This is a genomic window from Stenotrophomonas sp. I18B00994 (genome assembly GCF_014145825.1).
Lineage (GTDB): Bacteria > Pseudomonadota > Gammaproteobacteria > Xanthomonadales > Xanthomonadaceae > Stenotrophomonas > Stenotrophomonas maltophilia.
Genome location: NZ_JACIUW010000011.1, coordinates 54,588 through 74,739, shown reverse-complemented (window position 1 = coordinate 74,739; position 20,152 = coordinate 54,588). Strand labels below are relative to the sequence as shown.

The 20,152-nt window shown below is 67.9% G+C and carries 13 protein-coding genes; 9 read left to right on the top strand and 4 right to left on the bottom strand.

Annotated elements, in window-relative coordinates:
• The first annotated feature begins 29 nt into the window (after window positions 1–29).
• The 4 genes from H4O10_RS13730 to H4O10_RS13715 are packed head-to-tail and all read left to right on the top strand — an operon-like array spanning window position 30 to window position 3,834.
• Entirely contained in the window at window positions 30–719 is a 690-nt protein-coding gene (locus H4O10_RS13730) for a response regulator (RefSeq protein ID WP_005414431.1), read from the top strand.
• Window positions 712–2,103, top strand: coding sequence for a sensor histidine kinase (locus tag H4O10_RS13725; protein ID WP_005414430.1), 1,392 nt, complete (start codon window positions 712–714; stop codon window positions 2,101–2,103). Before H4O10_RS13730 ends, H4O10_RS13725 begins: the two co-directional genes overlap by 8 nt.
• Entirely contained in the window at window positions 2,100–3,155 is a 1,056-nt protein-coding gene (locus tag H4O10_RS13720; RefSeq protein ID WP_005414429.1) for an ABC transporter substrate-binding protein, read from the top strand. The genes H4O10_RS13725 and H4O10_RS13720 overlap by 4 nt, the downstream gene beginning before the upstream one ends.
• A 28-nt stretch (window positions 3,156–3,183) precedes the next feature.
• Window positions 3,184–3,834 (top strand): response regulator transcription factor, encoded by a 651-nt coding sequence (locus H4O10_RS13715; RefSeq protein ID WP_005414428.1) that lies wholly within the window; start codon window positions 3,184–3,186, stop codon window positions 3,832–3,834.
• 558 nt (window positions 3,835–4,392) lie between these two features.
• On the opposite strand, the gene H4O10_RS13710 is transcribed toward H4O10_RS13715, so the two are convergent.
• The gene (locus H4O10_RS13710; protein WP_049452981.1) at window positions 4,393–7,035 is read right to left on the bottom strand and encodes a PAS-domain containing protein; all 2,643 of its coding nucleotides are present in this window, start codon (window positions 7,033–7,035) and stop codon (window positions 4,393–4,395) included.
• A gap of 66 nt (window positions 7,036–7,101) precedes the next feature.
• Complete coding sequence (locus H4O10_RS13705; protein WP_005414426.1) at window positions 7,102–8,271, bottom strand: porin; 1,170 nt, start codon at window positions 8,269–8,271, stop codon at window positions 7,102–7,104.
• 332 nt (window positions 8,272–8,603) lie between these two features.
• On the opposite strand from H4O10_RS13705, the gene H4O10_RS13700 reads away from it, so the two are divergent.
• Together H4O10_RS13700 and H4O10_RS13695 are read left to right on the top strand one after the other, a co-directional pair.
• Window positions 8,604–9,947: a dicarboxylate/amino acid:cation symporter gene (locus tag H4O10_RS13700; protein ID WP_005410972.1), complete on the top strand. Its 1,344-nt coding sequence runs from the start codon at window positions 8,604–8,606 to the stop codon at window positions 9,945–9,947.
• A gap of 229 nt (window positions 9,948–10,176) precedes the next feature.
• Window positions 10,177–12,468: an NADP-dependent malic enzyme gene (locus H4O10_RS13695; RefSeq protein WP_049453701.1), complete on the top strand. Its 2,292-nt coding sequence runs from the start codon at window positions 10,177–10,179 to the stop codon at window positions 12,466–12,468.
• 535 nt (window positions 12,469–13,003) lie between these two features.
• On the opposite strand, the gene H4O10_RS13690 is transcribed toward H4O10_RS13695, so the two are convergent.
• Complete coding sequence (locus H4O10_RS13690) at window positions 13,004–13,747, bottom strand: basic secretory protein-like protein (RefSeq protein ID WP_005410969.1); 744 nt, start codon at window positions 13,745–13,747, stop codon at window positions 13,004–13,006.
• Window positions 13,744–17,088, bottom strand: coding sequence for a GH92 family glycosyl hydrolase (locus H4O10_RS13685; RefSeq protein ID WP_049453156.1), 3,345 nt, complete (start codon window positions 17,086–17,088; stop codon window positions 13,744–13,746). Before H4O10_RS13685 ends, H4O10_RS13690 begins: the two co-directional genes overlap by 4 nt.
• 421 nt (window positions 17,089–17,509) lie before the next feature.
• Here H4O10_RS13685 and H4O10_RS13680 point away from each other — a divergent pair, with 421 nt between their 5' ends.
• The 3 genes from H4O10_RS13680 to H4O10_RS13670 are packed head-to-tail and all read left to right on the top strand — an operon-like array spanning window position 17,510 to window position 20,150.
• Window positions 17,510–17,707, top strand: coding sequence for a zinc-finger domain-containing protein (locus H4O10_RS13680; protein ID WP_005410967.1), 198 nt, complete (start codon window positions 17,510–17,512; stop codon window positions 17,705–17,707).
• A gap of 15 nt (window positions 17,708–17,722) precedes the next feature.
• Window positions 17,723–18,838, top strand: coding sequence for a glycosyltransferase (locus H4O10_RS13675; RefSeq protein ID WP_049453155.1), 1,116 nt, complete (start codon window positions 17,723–17,725; stop codon window positions 18,836–18,838).
• The gene (locus tag H4O10_RS13670; RefSeq protein ID WP_049453153.1) at window positions 18,819–20,150 is read left to right on the top strand and encodes an O-antigen ligase; all 1,332 of its coding nucleotides are present in this window, start codon (window positions 18,819–18,821) and stop codon (window positions 20,148–20,150) included. The genes H4O10_RS13675 and H4O10_RS13670 overlap by 20 nt, the downstream gene beginning before the upstream one ends.
• Window positions 20,151–20,152: the final 2 nt, after the last annotated feature.

Sequence of the window (20,152 nt, the reverse complement as noted above, 5' to 3'; positions counted from 1 at the left end):
CATTCGTTTCCCTTCCCACCCCCGTGCCCATGCGCCTGCTGCTGGTCGAAGACAACCCGGATCTGGCCGATGCGATCATCCGCCGCATGCGCCGCAGTGGGCATGCCGTGGACTGGCAGGCCGATGGCCTGGCGGCGGCCAGCGTGCTGCGCTACCAGAGCTTCGACCTGGTGGTGCTGGATATCGGCCTGCCCAAGCTCGATGGCCTGCGCGTGCTGGCCGGCATGCGCGAGCGCGGCGACAGCACGCCGGTGCTGATGCTGACCGCGCGCGATGGCATCGAAGACCGTGTGCAGGCGCTGGACGTCGGCGCCGACGACTACCTGGGCAAACCGTTCGATTTCCGCGAGTTCGAAGCACGCTGCCGCGTGCTGCTGCGGCGTGCGCGTGGTCAGGCCAGCGAAGTGGTGCAGATCGGTGGCTTCCAGTTCGATAACGCCGCGCACCGGGTCAGCCTCGACGGTGAACCGATCGAACTGCCCAACCGCGAATATCGGTTGCTGGAAATCCTGGTCGGGCGCATTGGCCAGGTGGTCGGCAAGGACGAAATCGGCAACGGCCTGTTCGGCTTCGACGACGAAGCCGGCCCGAATGCCATCGAGCTGTATGTCGGTCGCCTGAGAAAGAAGCTGGCAGGCGCACCGCTGCGCATCACCACGGTGCGCGGCGTTGGCTACCTGCTGGAAGCCAGTGACGGCAGCGCCGACGCCGATGGCTGACGCGCGTACCGCGAATGCCGCGCCTGGCTCGCTGCGGCGCACGTTGCTGCTCTATCTCGGCGCGTTGCTGGCGGTGTTCGCGGTGGCCCTGCTGTTTGCGGCGCGCGGCTATGGCCAGCGCGCCGCCAACCGTTCCTATGATCACCTGCTGGTGTCCTCGGCGTTGTCCATTGCCGATTCGGTGGCCCTGGTCGATGGCCAGTGGCAGGTCGATCTTCCCTATGCCGCGCTGGACCTGCTGGCGATGGCCCCGGAAGACCGTGTGTTCTATCGGGTCGCCGACAGTCGCGGCAACCTGATCACCGGCTACGGCGACCTGCCGGCGCCACCGCGCCGGCCCGGCACGCAACCGCAGCTGTTTGATGCGGCGTACAGCGGCGAGACCGTGCGCTTCGTGGTGGTCGGCCGCAGTTTCGCCGCCGCGTCGGCGCAGGGCGAGGTGCAGGTGCAGGTCGGCCAGACCCGGCGTGCACGTGAAGCGGTTGCGCAGGACATGGTCAACCGTGCATTGCTGGCGATCGGTGTGCTGTCCGGGCTGCTGCTGGCGCTGGTTGCCTTTGGCGTGCATCGCGCGTTCCGGCCATTGGTGCGGGTGGAACGCGAGCTGTCGCGCCGCGAGCCGTCCGATCTGAAACCGCTGGATGCGCGCGTGCCGCGCGAGATGGACCAGATGGTGGCGGCGTTGAACCGCTTCATGGAACGACTGTCCAGCAGCAACGAGACCTTGCGCGCGTTCATGGCCGAGGCCGCGCACCAGATGCGTACGCCGTTGGCTGCCCTGCGCGCGCAGGCACAGCTGGCGCTGGATGACGACGACCCCGAGGACATGCGGCGCAGCCTGCAGGCGATCGAACGCAATGCCACCCACATGAGCCGGTTGCTGAACCAGCTGCTCAGCGATGCCAGCGTGATCCATCGCTCGCATCTGCAGCGCTTTGCAGCGGTGGACCTGGCCGAGACCGTGCACCAGGCCCTGCATGAAGCACTGCCGCAGGCCGGCCCGGCACCGCGCGTACAACTGGCGATGACCGCCGAGCCGGTACAGGTACATGGCGATGCGCTGCTGTTGCGCGAGGCGATCAAGAACCTGGTCGACAACGCGTTGAAGTACGGTGGTGACGGTCCGTTGCAGATCGCATTGACCGTGGAAGGCGGGCAGGCCGTGCTGACCATCGCCGACCACGGTGCCGGCATTGCCGCCGCCGATGCCGAACGCGTGTTCGAGCGCTTCGCCCGTGGCGAAGGCGCGCCGTCCGGCGGCGCCGGGCTTGGCCTGGCCATCGTCAAGCGCGTGGTCGACAGCCATGGCGGTCGCATCGACCTCAGCAACCGTCCGCAGGGCGGGCTGGTCGCCACCATCCGCCTGCCCCGGAGCACTCCATGATCCGCCTGTTCGCTGCTGCCGTTGCCTTGCTGCTGGCCCTGCCGGTGCTTGCAGCACCGGGCGACGTGCGCCGCTTCCCGGCCCAGGCAAAGGCCACTGCGCAGCTGCGCATCCACGGCACCACCGACATCGAGGTGTTCGCGGTAGTGATTGCCGACTACCAGCGGCTGCACCCCGGCACCGAGGTGGTGTACGAGGACATCATCACCCAGGACCTGTACGCGCGGTACCTGCACGACCGCGGCGGACCGGCATCGCCGGACCTGCTGATCTCCAGCGGCATGGACCTGCAGACCAAGCTGGTCAACGACGGCCACGCGCTGCCGCATCGTTCGGCGCAGACCGCCGCGCTGCCTGCCTGGGCGCAGTGGCGCAACGAGGCCTTCGGCATCAGCTACGAGCCGGTGGTGATGGTCTACAACACCCGCGCACTGCCGGCTGCGAAGGTGCCGCACACGCGTCGGCAACTGCTGGACCGGTTGCGCGCGGAGGGGGCACCGCTGCGCGGCAGGGTCGGTACCTATGACATCGAGCGCAGCAGTGTCGGCTACCTGTTGTCTACCCAGGATGCACAGCGTGGCAGCATCGCCGGCGCGTTGCTGGGCGCGCTGGGCGACAACGACGTGGTGCGCGAGGAGCGCACCGGCGTGCTGCTGGACAAGGTCGCCAGCGGACAGCTGTCGCTGGTCTACAACGTACTCGGCTCCTACGCGCAGGCGCGCATCGACGCGGGTGCGCCGCTGGCGATCGTGGAGCCCGAGGACTACACGCTGGTGGTGCTGCGTACCGCGGTGATTCCACGTACCGGCCCACACCCGGAAGAAGCCCGGCGCTTCCTCGACTACCTGTTGTCACCGCGTGGCCAGCAGGTGCTGTCGCGCGAGGCACGCCTGATGCCGATCGTGACCGGCAACGCACGTGGCGACGATGCGCCCGGCCGCAGCCGCCGCCCGATCCAGCTCGGCCCGGGCCTGCTGGTGTACCTGGACGCGCTCAAGCGCCGCCAGTTCCTCGATGCCTGGCGCAGCAGCGTGGAGCCGGCGGGGCGCTGAGGCTCCGGCCTGCCCGTACAATGGCGGCATGAGCGAATACACCATCCTGATCGCCGATGACCACCCGCTGCTGCGTTCGGCGGTGGTGCAGTCACTGCGGCAGAGTCTGCCGCTGGCGCAGGTGCGCGAGGTCGCCAGCGCCGAGGCATTGGCCGAAGCACTCGACGCGCACCCGGACGTGGACCTGGTGCTGCTCGACCTGACCATGCCCGGCGCGCACGGTTTCTCCGCCCTGCTGCACGTGCGCGGCTCGCATCCGGACATTCCGGTGGTGATCCTCTCGTCCAACGACCATCCGCGGGTGATCCGTCGTGCCCAGCAGTTCGGCGCGGCTGGTTTCATTCCAAAGTCTGCTCCGGCCGAGACCATCGGCGAGGCGGTGCAGGCGGTGCTCGATGGTGGCCTGTGGTTCCCGGCGATGGCCGCCGAACGCTCCGAGGCCGACGCACTGCTGGCCAGCCGCCTGGCCCAGCTGACCCCGCAGCAGTTCCGGGTACTGCTGTGCCTGGCCGATGGCCTGCTCAACAAGCAGATCGCCTACACGCTGGGGTTGGCCGAGAACACGGTGAAGGTACATGTCACTGCGATCCTGAAGAAGCTCGAATGCCACAGCCGCACACAGGCGGCGGTGCTGGTGAAGGCGCTGGAGCCTGAGGGCGACGCCGGCATCGGGTTGTAGTTTCCAGCCAACGGCGCAGCCCCTCGTGGGTGGGTTTGGGTTGGTCGCTGAAAGCAGAAGCTGCGAGCGGGCCGGTCGGGTTGGGTGCGCGGGGGACGCCGTGAATCCGTCCCTGGAGGCTTGGCAGCCGCATCCATGCGGCTGACACCCCCGCGCACCCAACCCGACCGACCTCTGACAGATTTCGGTGGCCTGTCACCCACGGAAGAGAAAAGAAGATCAAAAGCAAAGGCAGCCTGGCAGGCCATTTTTCGTAGAGCCGAGCCCACGCTCGGCTGCTTTCCGGCCCGTCCGTGAGGCCGAGCATGGGCTCGGCTCTACACGAGCAAGCGCAGCGCGCGACTCGCTTTTGATCTTTTTTCTTCTCCGAGGGTGGACGCGCACGTAACGTGTCCGTGGCCGGGCAGATGGGCTGCACAGGGGCGTGAGCCGCATGGATGCGGCGACCGAGCTTACAGGGACGTACTTGCAGCGGCCCCTGTGCAGCCCATCTGCCCGGCCCCACCGATGAACTGCTTTGTGCGACCACCCACGAGGGGCTGCGCCGTTGGCTGGAAACTACCCGCGATGCCGGATCAACAACTGGCTCATCAACGCCCGCAGCGCCGGCGGCTTCACCGGCTTGGCCATCATTCCCCAGCCGCGCTCGGCGGCCATCTCACGCAATCCCGCATCGCGCTCGGCGGTAACCAGCACCACCGGCGGACGGGCCTGCCACAACTCGGCCAGCGTCTCGTACAGCACCGGCCCGTGGTGATCGCCCATGCGCACATCCAGCAGCACCAGTTCCGGCACCGCGCCTGTTGCCGCCAGCTGCAGCGCCGCCTGCGGGCCGTCGGCCAGCGCCACCTCGCAGCCCCAGCGCTCCAGCAGCGCGCGGCTGGCGGCGCAGACGTGCGGATCGTCGTCGATCACCCACACCCGGCGACCGCGCAGCGGATTGTCCGCGGCCGGTTCCTGCACCAGCACCGGCACAGGAGCAGTAGCGGGAATCGCGCTGGCTTCGCCGAACGGCACGCCCACCGCGAACACGCTGCCCTGGCCCAGCTGCGAGCGCAGGCGGATGGGGTGGCCGAGCAGCCGACCGATGCGGTCGACGATCGCCAGGCCAAGGCCGGCGCCGCGCTGCTGGCCGTCGTGCAGGCGGCGGAACTCCTCGAAGATCTCGCCCTGCAGCGCATCGGGAATGCCGGGGCCCTGGTCGTGAACTTCGATCCACAGCAGGCCTTCGCGGCGACGGCAGCCGAGCAGCACGCGGCCACGTTCGCTGTAGCGCAGTGCGTTGGACAGGAAGTTCTGCAGGATGCGGCGCAGCAGCGCTTCATCGCTGACCACCACCGCAGCGGTATCGACCCAGTCGACCGCCAGCCCGCGTGACTGCGCGGCGATGCCGAACTCGCGTGCCAGCGTCTGCAGCAAAGGCCCGAGCCGGAACGCCTGTACGCGCGTGGGCAGGCTGCCCGATTCCAGGCGCGCGATATCCAGCAGGCTGTTGAGGATCGCATCCTGCGCGGCCAATGCAGCATCGATGTGGTCGCTGGTCTGTTGCTGCGCCGGGTCACTCAGCTTGCCGCGCAGCACCGAGACGAACATGCGCGCCGCGTTGAGGGGCTGCAGCAGGTCGTGCACGGCCGAGGCAACGAAACGGGTCTTGTAGCGGTTGGCCTGCTCGGCTTCGCGGCGTGCTTCTTCCAGATCATGGGTGCGCTCGGCGATGCGGTGCTCCAGCGCATCGGCCAGCGAGCGAAGTTCGCGCGCGGCGTTCTTGTAGCTGGTGATGTCGGCATAGCTGGTGACGAAGCCGCCGTCAGGCAGCGGATTGCCACGGATCTCCAGCACCGTGCCGTCGTCCTTCTCGCTCTCGCGCATGTGCGGGCGGCCGCTGCGCAGGTGGTTCAGGCGGCGCTCGATTGCTTCATCGACCGGGCCCGGACCGAGCAGGCCACGGCGTGCGTTGAAGCGGAACAGTTCCTCGATCGGCCGGCCGACGCGAACCAGGTCCTGTGGGAAACGGAACAGTTCCAGGTAGCGCGAGTTCCACGCGACCAGGCGCAGTTCGCGGTCGATCACCACTACGCCCTGCGGCAGGTGTTCGAGGCTGCGGCTGAGTCCGCTGTCGGCGTCGGTGGCCGCCTGCAGCAGGCCATCCTGTGCGGTGCGCAGTTCCTGTGCGTGCTGCTTGAGCAGGGTTTCCAGTTCGCGGCGGCTTCGCAGGCGATGCTTGGCCAGGCGTCGGCGCTGCTGCACGAACAGCACCAGGAAGCCCAGCGCCAGCCACGCGGCACCGCCGGTGAGGGCGGCCGCGCGACCGGCGGCGGTGGCGGCGCTGGCGTCGTGCAGCAGATGCAGGTTCCAGCCTTCGGCGGGCAGCGGCAGGCTTTGCCACAGCATCGGCTGCGGCAGTGCGGGATCGAGCAGGCGCACCATGCGGCCACCATCGGCAAGCACGTCTTCAGTACGCGCGCGCAATGGCTGCAGCGCGCGGTCGGCGTATTGGCGGGCGTCCAGCATTTCGCGGCGCTCATCGGCGCCCAGCGGGCGCAGCAGGCGGTAGCGCCAGCTGTCACGGTTGGCCAGGAACACCACGTCATGGTCGTCGCTGGCCAGCACCACGTCCGGGCTGCTCAACCATTCCTGCTCCAGCGCCGACAGCTCGACCTTGATCACCACCACGCCGAGCCGCTTGCCGTCTTCCTCGATGGCCTGCGACAGGTAGTAGCCGGGTACGCCGGTGGTCATGCCGATGCCGTAGAAGCGGCCGCGGCCCTGCGCCAGTGCCTGCCGGTAGTAGGGGCGGTAGCTGTAGTTCTCGCCGACGTTGCTGGTCGGCTGGTCCCAGTTGCTGGCCGCCACTGCCACGCCGTCGTAGCCGACCAGGGTCAGGGTCGAGGCACGGGTGACTTCATTGGCGCGTTGCAGCTTGAGGTTCAGCCGCTGCTGTTCGGTGGGCGAGGGTGGCACACGCAGGGCGTGCAGCAGATCCGGATCCAGCGCCAGTACCTGCGGCAACGTGCCGAAGCGGTCGATGCGCTGCTGCAGGCCCTGGCCGTACAGCTGCAGCTGGCGTTGCACCTGGCTGCTTTCCTCGCCGAGGGCGCGCCGCCAGGCGTAGTGGCCGGCGGCGACTGCACACAGCACGGTGCCACCGACCATCACCAGGATGGTCAGCAACAGCATCCGATGGCGGCTGAGCCAGTACATGGCGGCAGTCTACGCAGGGCCGGCGGGCGTGGCGTGCACGCCCGCCGGGATCTGACGTGGAAGGGGTCAGAAGTGCATCTGCGCGCGCAGCTCGAAGATCTCCGGCGTGCTGTGCACACCGCGACGGCTGGCGTCGACCTTCACGTAGTTGGCCTGGAACTTGAAGTGGCTGGTCAGGTACCAGTTCGCGCCCAGGGTCAGGTCGTGCTGGCGGCCACCAAGGATGCTGCCATCGTCCAGGTCCATGCGGCTGTAACGGGCCACCAGTTCCACCGCGCCGTAGTCGTGCGCCGGCTTGATGTTGGCCACGGCACCTGCGTTGTACGGGCGCGACTCGCCGGTCAGCACCCAGCTGGCCATCGCATACTGGCCGCTGCCGGTGTAGTCGGGCTTGCCGTCATGGCGGGTGACCGTGGCGCGCAGGGCTTCGGCCTGCAGCGAGAACGGGCCGCGGATCCAGATGCCTTCCAGGCCGGTGCGGCGGATCTGGTCGGCGGTGACCAGGGCGCCGGAATCGACGTAGCGGATGTCGGTCAGGCCGGCTTCCGGGCGTGCGCGAAGGCGCGCGCTGGCCTCGTGGTGCACGTCACGGCCATCGCTGTAACCGCGCGGATTTTCCTGCGAGTAGGCCAGGCCCAGGTGGATCACGTCACCGGGCGCCTTCACCGGGGTCCACACCGCACGTACTGCCTGGGTGGTGCCGGGGTTGTCACCCTGCAGGTCCTTGCCGCCATAGGCGCCGGCCTGCAGCAGGTACTGCGGGCGCTCCAGCACCCATTCCACGCCGGTGCGGCGGCCTTCGTAGAAGGCCTGCACGGGCAGTGCGGTTTCCAGGAAGCTGCCGGCGCGCGAAGAGGTGTTCGCATCAAGGCCGACCGGCGTCTTCATGTAGCCGAAGCGGAAGCGACCGATGTCGCGACCGAAGAAGGCCTTGCTCTCGAAGCGCACGAACACGTCCAGCCAGGTATCGGACTGGAAGTCGTAGTAGACCATCGCGTCGTAGACGCCCTTCTTCTTCAGCGTCGCACCGAACTCCTTGCGGCGCACGGCGTCGTCGTCCTCCAGGCCGCTGCCCGAGGAGAAATCGTTGTAGTCGTAGGCGATGTTGGCGGTAGCGGCCAACTCGGTGCCGTCGCCGAAGGCGTACTTGGTCGGCCAGTTGTCGAAATCGGCAGCCGAAGCGAAGGCGGGAAGCGCGGCCAGCGACAGGGCCAGCAAGGTGGGAATCGGGCGCATGTTGGGTGCGGCTCTCTCAGATTGCGTGTGGACAGGACAACAACGGCCGCAGGGGCCGAAACTTTCGCAATGACGCGCCCGGCCGTTCAGCCCGGGCCACCGGCCTCCCCAGGATCGGGCGGTGCGGCGCCAGTGTAGGCATCGCCGCCACCTGAACCGGGGGGCTAGTACCAATAGGTTATCTGCGCCGGCGTGCCCGGCGCGTACAAAGGCGTCCATTGGTCGCACCTCCTGCGCATGCAGCACAGGGCCTGCGATCAGTTTCCACGGTAACGGTTCCCGTGCTGTCCCGGGGCCGTACGTGCCTGAAAACGCCCCTTCCGGAGTCCGCCATGCACATCCCGACCGCAGCCCCGGCGCCTGCAAAGCCGTTGCCGATCTATCGCCAGCTGTATTTCCAGGTGATCGTGGCGATCGTCCTGGGCGCCATCCTCGGCCACTACGAACCGCTGATCGGCGAGAAGATGAAGCCGCTCGGCGATGCCTTCATCAACCTGGTGAAGATGATCATCGCGCCGGTGATCTTCCTCACCATCGTCACCGGCATCGCCAGCATGACCCACCTGCGCACGGTGGGCCGGGTGTTCGCCAAGGCGATGGCGTACTTCCTGTTCTTCTCCACGCTGGCACTGATCGTGGGCATGATCGTGGCGCACGTGGTACAGCCCGGCGCCGGCATGAACATCAACCCGGCCGAGCTGGACCAGACCGCGGTGCACAGCTACGTCGAGAAGTCGCACGACCTGACCCTGGTCGGTTTCCTGATGGACATCATTCCGAAGACGCTGGTGAGCGCCTTCGTCGACGGCAACATCCTGCAGGTGCTGTTCATCGCGGTGCTGTTCGGCATCGCGCTGGCCTCGGTGGGCGAGAAGGGCAAGCCGATCCTGAACTTCCTGGAGGCGCTGGTCGCCCCGGTGTTCAAGCTGGTGCACATCCTGATGAAGGCCGCCCCGATCGGTGCCTTCGGCGCCATCGCCTTCACCATCGGCAAGTACGGCGTCGGTTCGCTGGTCAACCTGGCGTGGCTGGTGGGCTCGTTCTACCTCACCGCGTTCCTGTTCGTGGCAGTGATCCTCGGTGTGGTCTGCCGACTGTGCGGCTTCTCGGTGTTCAAGCTGGCGCGCTACCTGAAGGCCGAGCTGCTGCTGGTGCTGGGCACTTCCTCGTCGGAGTCGGCGCTGCCGTCGCTGATGGAGAAGATGGAACGCGCCGGTTGCAGCAAGTCGGTGGTGGGCCTGGTGGTCCCGACCGGCTACTCGTTCAACCTGGACGGCACCAACATCTACATGACCCTGGCGGCACTGTTCATTGCCCAGGCCACCAACACCGAACTGACCCTGGGCCACCAGATCGCCCTGCTGCTGGTTGCCATGCTCAGCTCCAAGGGGGCGGCCGGCGTCACCGGTGCCGGCTTCATCACCCTGGCCGCCACCCTTGCCGTGGTGCCGGAGGTACCGGTGGCCGGCATGGCGCTGATCCTGGGCGTGGACCGTTTCATGAGCGAATGCCGCTCGCTGACCAACTTCATCGGCAATGCGGTGGCCACCGTGGTGGTTTCGCGCTGGGAAGGCGCGCTGGACCGCAACCGCCTGCAGCTGGCGCTGGATGGCCGCGAAAGCGAGCTGCCGCCGCCGGTGGACGCACTGCCCGAGGCGCTGCCGGCCAAGGGCTGACCCAGGTGTGTGGTACCGCGGGGCCGATCACGACAGTGGTACGGCCCCGCGGCGTTTCAGGGCGTCCCATGACTGTCATGGGTAGCGCCGATGCTGGTCTGGGCTCAGGTCGCATACGGCACGGAATTGTGCGGTCGCAACATGGTTGCGACAGGATAGCGACAGGTCCAGACGCTCCAACGGGGGTATCATCCCCTGTCCCTTCTGCCCATTCATGTAACCCACATCGATGTCCAACGAAGATTTCAAACAGGCCGCCCTCGATTACCACCGGATGTCCCCGCCGGGAAAGATCAAGGTTTCCGCTACCAAGCCCATGCTGACCCAGCGCGACCTGTCGCTGGCGTATTCGCCGGGCGTGGCGTACGCCTGTGAAGCGATCAAGGCCGACCCGCAGCAGGCCAGCGAGCTGACCGCCCGCGGCAACCTGGTGGCGGTGATCTCCAACGGCACCGCGGTGCTGGGCCTGGGCAACATCGGCGCGCTGGCCGGCAAGCCGGTGATGGAAGGCAAGGGCGTGCTGTTCCAGAAGTTCGCCGGCATCGATGTGTTCGACATCGAAGTGGATGAAACCGACCCGGACAAGCTGGTCGACATCATCGCCTCGCTGGAGCCGACCTTCGGCGGCATCAACCTGGAAGACATCAAGGCGCCGGAGTGCTTCGTGGTCGAGCGCAAGCTGCGCGAGCGCATGAAGATTCCGGTGTTCCATGACGACCAGCACGGCACGGCGATCATCGTCGGTGCGGCCGTGCTCAACGCCATGGCGATCACCGGCAAGAAGATCGAGGACGTGAAGCTGGCGACCACGGGCATGGGCGCAGCCGGCATTTCCTGCGTGAACATGCTGGTGCAGCTGGGCCTGAAGCCGGAAAACATCCTGGCCTTCGACCGCGAGGGCGTGATCCACACCGGTCGTACCGACCTGGATCCGGAAAAGCAGCGCTATGCGCGCGACACCGACAAGCGCACCCTGGCCGATATCGTCGACGGCGCGGACATCTTCCTGGGCCTGTCGGCACCGGGCATCCTGACCGCCGACATGGTCAAGACCATGGCGCCGGACCCGGTGATCTTCGCGCTGGCCAACCCGACCCCGGAAATCATGCCGGAACTGGCGCGCGCCGCCCGTCCGGACGCGATCATCGGCACCGGCCGTTCGGACTACCCGAACCAGGTCAACAACGTGCTGTGCTTCCCGTACCTGTTCCGTGGTGCGCTGGACGTGGGCGCCACCGCGATCAACGAGGAAATGAAGATCGCCTGCGTGCGCGCCATCGCGGCGCTGGCACGTCGTGCGGCCACCGACATGGGCTCGGCCTACGGTGGCGAGACGCCGAGCTTCGGCCGTGAATACCTGATCCCGCGCCCGTTCGACCGCCGCCTGCTGGTGGAGCTGTCGGCCGCCGTGGCCCAGGCCGCGATGGACTCGGGCGTGGCCTCGCGCCCGATCGAGGACATGGGCGCCTACCGTGACAAGCTGGCCCAGTTCGTCTACCGCACCAGCCTGATGATGAAGCCGGTCTACGACCGCGCGCGCAGCGACAAGCAGCGCGTGGTGTACGCCGAGGGCGAAGAGGAAGTGGTGCTGCAGGCGGTGCAGAACGTGGTCGACGACGGCCTGGCGCGCCCGATCCTGATCGGCCGCCCGGAAGTGATCGAGTCGCGCATCGAGCGCCTCGGCCTGCGCCTGAAGATCGGCGAGAACGTTGAAGTCACCAACATCAACGACGACCCGCGCTTCAACGAATACTGGCAGTACTACCACGGCCTGACCGGCCGTCGTGGCGTGACCGTGGCCGCGGCGAAGAACCTGATGCGTTCGCGCCCGACCCTGATCGCGGCGGTGATGGTGGCCCGTGGCGAAGCCGATGCGATGCTGACCGGCATCGTCGGCCGCTTCCACAAGAAGCTGGGCTACGTGCGCAGCGTGCTGCCGCTGGAGCCGAAGGTCACCTCGACCTCTGCGATGACCGGCGTGATCAACCAGCAGGGCGTGTTCTTCTTCGTCGATACCCACGTGCAGGAAGACCCGACCGCCGAGCAGCTGTGCGAAGCGACCCTGCAGGCGGCCTACCGCATGAAGCTGTTCGGCATCGAGCCGAAGGTGGCGCTGCTGTCGCACTCCAACTTCGGCAGCCACGATTCCAAGGACGCGCTGAAGATGCGCCAGGTGCGCGAGCTGCTGCTCAAGCGCAACCCGCGTCTGAACGTGGACGGTGAAATGCAGGGCGACACCGCGTGGGATGAAGCGCTGCGTCAGAAGCTGCTGCCGGGCTCGACCCTGCAGGGCCGCGCCAATCTGTTCGTGCTGCCGAACCTGGAAGCGGCCAACATCGCCTACAACCTGGTGCGTGTGTTCACCGACGGCGTGGCGATCGGCCCGATCCTGATGGGCGTGAACAAGCCGGTGCACATCCTGACCACCAGCGCGACCTCGCGCAGGATCCTGAACATGACCGCCATTGCGGCGGTGGATGCGCAGATTCGCAAGCAGCTGGAAGCGGAAAAGAAGGCGTAAGCCCTCTTTTCAGCGACAGCTGCAGAAACGCGCCCCACGGGGCGCGTTTCTGTTTCCGCAAAGCGGAAACGGGTAGAGTCGACTGTTGGTCGACTGCTCTTGATTCGGACGCCGAAAATCCCGCGCGATCGCGCGATAGTCGACTAGCAGTCGACTCTACCGGTCCCGATGCCGGTCCCACCGCTGCCACACGCGCTACGCAACCCGGTCATGTCCCTGCAACGCCGTTGCGGCCCAATACGTCCACGCGGCCTGGCCGTGGGAAGGGACCGGACCGGCCTTCCCACCCTGGGCCCGACCAACTTTCCATGGGCGAGGGTGTCATGCGCAATCGAGTGACGCGGCGGTACTTCCAGCAGCTGTTCGCGCTGTACGCCGGCTTCGTGCAGTCGCGCTGAGGCGTAGACGCCAGCGAGGTAGAGTCGACCGTTGGTCGACTATCGCGCGAAGCGCGGGGTTTTCGGGGGCCGTACGAAAGGCAGTCGACTAACAGTCGACTCTACCCAGTCGCCGCAATACCCAGTTGATCGCCCAGTCAGCGCCGCTTGCCGCGGCGCGCTGGTGCCGGCGGCGGTGCATCCGAACGCGGCTTGGCGTACTGCGTCCACAGCGCCGGCAGTGCCTTGCCGGTGTGCTTCTGCCACAGCGCCGGCGTATAGCGGCCGTCGCGCAGGGCCTTGTCCAGCGCCAGCACCAGGCCGGGATACTCGGCCTCGGCCCATTTCAGGAACGCGCCGGTCACCCGGTAGCCGCTGTCGAAATTCTGCCCCTTCTCGACCTTGCCCGGCAGCACCCAGCCTGCGGCGGCATTGTCCATGCCGTAGCGGTCGCGTGCGTAGTCGGCGATGCCTTCCACCAGCCAGCCCGGCACCCGTGCATCGCCGTAACCTGGATAGCCCTGCACGATGTGCATCGCCTCATGGGTGACCAGGTCGATGTCGTTCGGGTGCTGCGCCAACCAGCCTGGGTTGATGGTGATCGTCGCTGCCTGGTCCTTGTCGCCGACGAAGGCGATGCCGGTGTAGGCCGGATCGATCACAATGCGCACCATCGCCGGCGCGGCCGGGTGGAAGTCCGCGCGTTCGCGCAGGTAGGCGAAGAAGAACGTATCGATCACCCGCTTGCGCTGCGGCGCGGCCAGGGCGCCACGGGCGTCCTGGTAGTTCAGCGTCACGCCGTCGCGGGTCAGCTGCGTATCGAACGCCTGGGTCTGGCCGAAACTTGAGAAGGACAGGGCAACAAGGGCCAGAGGCAGAAGACGGTAGCGCATGCCGCTCATTGTACGGTGCCGGCCGCCAGCAGTTCGATCTCCGCCAGTGGCAGCCGTGCCGGTGCCGCCAGGCGCAGGCGGTATTCGCTGTAGCGGCCGGGTCTGGCGATGCGGAACGGACGGGTCTGGCGGGCGGATTCGAAGTCTTCGCCGCTGCGCTGGTCGAGCACGGTCCAGCTGCCGCCGCCGTTGCGCGCCTCCAGCGTCCACTCACCGCCCTGGATGCGGCCGTCGCCGCTGGTGAGCGTGTACATCGTCGGCGTGCCGTCGCTCAGTCCGGTCAGCGCGATGGTTGCGCCGCCGCCCAGGCCCACGGTGGTGCTCGCATCGTCATCGACCAGTGCGGGCAGGGCGCGGCCGTCGGCCAGCGTCGCCTTCGCGCCGCTGCCGAGCAGGTCGTGCAGCAGCTGCGGGCGCTGGCCGCGCGCGGTCAACGAGCGCGGCACATCGTCCACGCCGCTGCCCCAGCGCGAGGGACGGGGTCCCATCACGAAGTCGAGGGTCGCGCCCTTGGCGATCAGGTCGTGGGGCACCCAGGTCTTCGTCCACGGCTTGCCGTTGATCTTCAGCGACTGCACGTAGACGTTCTCGCGCGAGTTGTTGGCCGCGTTCACGGTCAGCACCGCGCCACCCTGCAGCTCCACGCGTGCATGCTCGAAGGCCGGCGAGCCGATCACGTACTCCGGGGCGCCCATGCGCAGCGGGTACAGGCCCAGCGAGGCCAGCACGTACCATGCCGAGGTTTCGCCGTTGTCCTCATCGCCCGGATAGCCCTGGCCGATCTCGCTGCCGACGTAAAGCCGCAACAGGATTTCGCGCACGTGCTGCTGGGTCTTCCACGGCTGCCCGGCATACAGGTACATCCACGGGATGTGGTGCGCCGGCTGGTTGCTGTGCGCGTACATGCCCATGCGTACGTCGCGCGCTTCGGTCATCTCGTGGATGGTGCCGCCGTAGGAACCGGCCAGTGCCGGGTCTGCGGTTTCCGGCGTGGCGAAGAAGGTATCCAGCTTCGCCGCCAGCTTGTCGCGGCCACCGTACAGCGCGGCGAGGCCTTCGCCGTCATGGGCGGCAGTGAAGGCGAAGGTCCAGCCGTTGGATTCGGTGTAATCGTGGCCCCACACGCGCGGGTCGTAGTCCTTGGCGTCCACGCGCCAGCGGCCATCGGCCCTGCGGCCCTGGAAGAAGCCGGCGGCAGGGTCGAACATCGTCGCGTAGCTGGCAGCGCGGTGGCGGAAGTAGTCGGCTTCGGTGCTGTAGCGCTCGCGTGCGGCGGGTGCGGTCGCGCGCTTGGCCAGCGCATCGGCCATGTTGGCGATGCCGAAGTCATTGAGTGCGCCTTCCATCGTCCACGACATGCCCTCATGCACGTCGGCGCTGGCGTAGCCCCGGAAGGTCGAACGGTCCATGCCCTTGCGGCCGACATGGCGGTCGGGTGGTACCACGGTCGCGTTCTTCAGCGCGGCGGCGTAGGCCTCGCCCGGATCGAAGCCGCCGACGCCCTTCAGCCACGCATCGGCGAAGGCCACGTCCGAGCTGGTGCCGACCATCAGGTCCGCGTAGCCCGGCGACGACCAGCGCGCGATCCAGCCGCCAGCGCGGTACTGCTCGATGAAACCCTGCACCATCTGCCCGGCATCGTCGGGCGTGAACAGCGCGTAGGCCGGCCAGGTGGTGCGGAAGGTGTCCCAGAAGCCATTGTTGACGAACACCTTGCCATCGCGCACGGCGGCAAAGGTGCGGGTCGCGCTGCCCTCGGTGTTGTCATCGCTGGCGCTGGCCTGGTTGGCGTAGCGCCACTCCGGTGCGGCGGCGCTGCCCACGTTTTCATGGCCTGAATTCGGGTACAGGAACAGCCGGTACAGGCTGGAATACAGCGTGGTCTTCTGGTCGTCGCTGGCATCGCCGATGTCGAAGCGGGCCAGGCGTGCGTCCCATGCATCCTGCGCACGGCCGGCCACGCTCTCCAGCGTATCGGTGGCGGCGATTTCCAGCGCCAGGTTGTGTCGTGCCTGCTCCACCGAGATCAGCGAAGTGGCGATGCGCATGGTCACCCGCCGGTCGCTGCCGGCATCGAACTTGATGTAACCGGTCGGTCGGCCGGTGTCGAGGCGACCGCTGCTGCGCCAGGGTCTGTCGAAGCTGGCTGCCACGTACATGCGGCTGGCGCCGTTGGACAGGCCGCTGCGCGTGTCGGTGTAGCCGGACAGCGTCTGCGTGGCGGCGTCCAGAGTCAGGCCACCGCGGGCATCGACGTTGTCGAACAGCAGGTTGGCGTCGCCTCCCTCCGGGAAGTCAAAGCGGAACAGCGCGGCATGGTCGGTCGGCGCGATCGATGCCGCGACGCCGTTGTCGAAGCGCACGTCGTAGCGGTAAGGGCGGGCGCTTTCGTGGCTGCGGTCGAACGACAGGGCACGTTTGCGGCGGTCAGCCTCCGGCACGCCACGACTGGCCGATGGCATCACCTGGAAGGTCTGGCGGTCGCCCATCCACGGGCTGGGTTGATGGCTCAGCGCAAGCGCCTGCAGCTGCGGACGGTTCTGAGCGTCGTTCTGCTCGTTCCAGCGGTACAGCCAGTTCAGCGCACCGGCATCGGTGACCGGGGTCCAGAAGTTGAACCCGTGCGGCACCGCCGTGGCCGGGAAATTGTTGCCACGCGAGAAGGTGCCGTTGGCCTGCGTACCGCGGGTGGTCAGCACCCAGTCGGAGACGCGCGCTGGCTGCTGCCGTGGCACTGCGTCCAGGCGAACGTCATCAATCCAGCCGGAGACCGGTGCGCCGTCGGCACTGGCCACCTCCAGTTCGATCGCCACCACGCGGCGGCCCTTCAGCGCGGGCACATCGCCCAGCCGCACCGCCTTGCGCGCCCATTGCTGCGGGTACAGCGTCTTCGAGTCGCCCTGCGCGCGGGCGCCGAGGGCCACCCCATGCTGGTCACGCGCAGCGCCGGCCGAAACCCGACTGCCATCGTCCAGCAGCAGGTCCAGAGACACATAGGTCGAAGCCACGGTGTCCTTGCCGACGATCTCCGGCAGCACCAACCACGACAGGGTGGTATCGGCCTCGATGGTCACGTCCGCCTTGAACAGTTCGCGCCGCACATTGCCACCTTCACTGCTGTAGCGCAGTGCGTGCAGGCCGCTGTAGCCGACATTGCGCTTGGCGGCGTAGGGCGCCGCGGGGCCATTGCCGATCATGACCTGCAATGCGCCTGCGGCCGGTTCCGGAGCCGGCTGGCCCGGCTCGAACGAGCTCTGCAGTCCCTGTGCCAGCACCGGCATCGCGGTAGTCGCACAGGCCAGGGCCAGGGCGAGCGGAAGCAGGGCGCGGCGTGGATCGGACAGGGTCATGCAAGGGTCTCCCGGAAGGGCTGGCGGCGGGCATAACCCGCATCGGCGGACACCACGGACAGCATCGCTCCGCCCGCCGCGATGGCAGTGGAAGAGGCGATGCCGGTCCGGTGGGGGCGGGCCATGCGATCGGGTCGGATTGGGGCAGGCCGGTTCACGACCTGGCCCGATCCTGCAACAGCCGTGGCAACCTGACAAGTGCCATTTAGTTCGATCCAAATGCGGTAAATATCGTTGTCGGTGGTTTCCCGGGGTGAATCTGCAGGATCGGTCGGGAATTCCCGCCGGCACCTCATCCCGAAGTGGCACGCAAGGTCGCAGGGAATCGGCCCGGTACGCGCAAAGACCCGTTGCGGCGCAATGTCGGGGCGGCCTGGATGCTAGAATCACAGGCCTCGCAACCCGTTCATCGACATCCGCCATGAGCCATACCGCCACTGCGCCCGCCAACGCCGAGAAGCGCTACACCGTGCACCGCAGCGATCTGCCGCTGAGCTGCCCGACCCCGGAAATGGCGCTGTGGAACTCGCATCCGCGCGTGTACCTGCCGATCGAAGACGAGCCCAATGGCGAAGCGCAGTGCCCGTACTGCGGTTCCGTGTTCGTGCTGGCCGACTAAGCGGCCGCCCCCTTGATGCGCCGATTGACCGTGGTGCAGTTGCTGCCGGCGCTGCACTCCGGCGGCGTCGAGCGCTCGACCCTGGAAATCGCTGCGGCCCTGGTCGCCGCCGGCCATCGCGCGCTGGTGGTTTCCGCCGGTGGCCGCCTGGTGCAGCCGCTGCTCGACAGCGGTGCCGAGCACCTCACCCTGGACATTGGCCGCAAGTCGCTGCTGACCCTGCGCCACTTGCCGACCCTGCGTCGCTTGTTTGCCGAGGTTGGTGCGGACATCGTGCATGCCCGCTCGCGGCTGCCGGCCTGGCTGGGCCTGTACGCAATCCGTGCCCTGCCTGCCGCGCAACGCCCGCACTGGGTGACCACCGTGCATGGGCTGAATTCGCCCAGCCGCTACAGCGCGGTGATGACCAGCGGCGAACGCGTGATCTGCGTGTCCAACACCGTGCGCGATTACGTGCAGCGCCACTACCCGACCGTGCCCGAACAGGCATTGCAGGTGATTCCGCGTGGCGTCGATGTGGCCCAGTTCCCGCGCGTGGCGCGTGCCGATCGCCGTGCGCGGATGGCGCTTGCGGCAGAGTACCCATGGCTGGCGCAGGTTGAAGGCCCCTTGCTGCTGTTGCCGGGGCGTGGCACCCGTCTGAAGGGTCACGCACACGCATTGCAGCTGCTGGCGGATGTGCGCGCCGCCGGCGTGCCGGCACAGTTGTGGATGCTGGGCACCGATGAACCCGGCCGTGAAGCCTACGTGGCCGACCTGCGCCGGCAGGCGGCCGCGCTCGGCGTGGCCGAGGCCGTGCACATCAGCACGCCGACCGCACGCATCGCCCAGGCCTACGCGGCCAGCGACCTGGTACTGCAGCTGTCGGACAAGCCCGAAGCGTTCGGCCGCACCGTGGTCGAGGCGTTGTCGGTGGGCCGGCCGGTGCTGGGTTGGGACCATGGCGGCGTTGGTGAGCTGCTTCGGCAGCTGCAACCCGCAGGTGCCGTGCCGCTCGGCGATGCGCGGGCATTGGGTGAACGTGCGCTGGCCCTGCTGGCCCAGCCCCCGTCCTTGCCGACCCGCATCCCGTTTACCCTGCAGGCCATGCAGCGCGATACCCTCCGCCTCTATGCCGACCTCGCCGGCTGACCCCGCCGTCATCGTGCGCGACGACCGCGCCGGGCGCTGGGCGCCCTGGTGGGTGCTGGCGTACGTGGCGATGTGGCCGTTGCCAGGCATCGCCGAAACCGTGTTGGGCCTGGGCGCGCTGTACGCGGCGGCGCGCATGGTGACGCGCCGCCTGCAGCGCCGCCCGCATCTGTTGAGCACGGCGGCCTGGGCACTGACTTCGATCCTGTTCCTTGGTTACTGGCTGCCGCAGGCATTCTCCGCATTCGATGCGATCGATCCGGCGGCCTCGTGGACCAAGGCTGCTGCGGGCCTGCGCTATCTGCCCTTCATGTGGCTGGTGGCGATCGCGGTGGCTACGCCGGAGCGGCGGCGGCTGACCTTCGCGGGGCTGGCACTGATCACCGGCGCATGGACGCTGGATGCACTGGTGCAGGCGGTGGCCGGCACCAGCCCATGGTTCTGGTCGCTGGAACACCTGAAGCTGGCGGTCAGTGGCCACGCACTGTGCCCGGCCGACGAGGCCGCACTGGCAGATCGCCTCAGTGGCGCACTGGGACCGTGCAACCTGAAGTTCGGCCAGGTGCTGGCCAGCCTGTCGCCGTTCCTGCTGCTGCCCGCCGCGCGGCGCTTTGGCAACACGGGCTGGCTGCTGGCTGCGGCAGCGCTGGGCAGCGTGCTGCTGTTGGCCGGTTCGCGCGCCTCGTGGATCACCTTCGCGCTGGTGCTGGCCTACAGCGGCGTGCGCCAGTTCGGCTGGAAACGGCTGGCCGCGCTGGCGCTGGTGGCGGTGCTCGGCGCCGGTGCGCTGACCGCCAGCGTGCCGCAGCTGCGCGAGCGCTTCGCGCGTACGGCCATGGCCCTGGATGGGGGCGAGCGTGGTGTCGACGAGGCCCTGTCAGGGCGCGCGCGGATCTGGGAAGCCGCCGCCTGCATGATTGAAGAGCACCCGATCAATGGCGTGGGTGCACGTGGTTTCCGCGATGCCTATTCCGCTTGCGTGGCGGAGGAAGGGCCGGCAGTGTGGGGCAATGCCCCGGCGCTTCATGCCCATCAGATCGTGCTGGAAATCCTCGCAGAGACTGGAGTGATTGGTCTGTTGCTGTGGCTGGCGGCGGTGGCCCAGGCCTGGCGCGCATGGCGCTACGCGCCGGCAATGGCCCGCGAACGCGCGCGTCCGGCGATGCTGGCGCTGGCGGTGACCGTGTTCCCGCTGAACACCCATCTGGCGTTCTATTCGGCCTTCTGGGGTGGCCTGACCGTATTGCTGGCCGCGCTGTTCGCCGGCAGCCTGCTGGCGCGCGACGCGGATGAATCGCCGGCGCTGAAGTAACT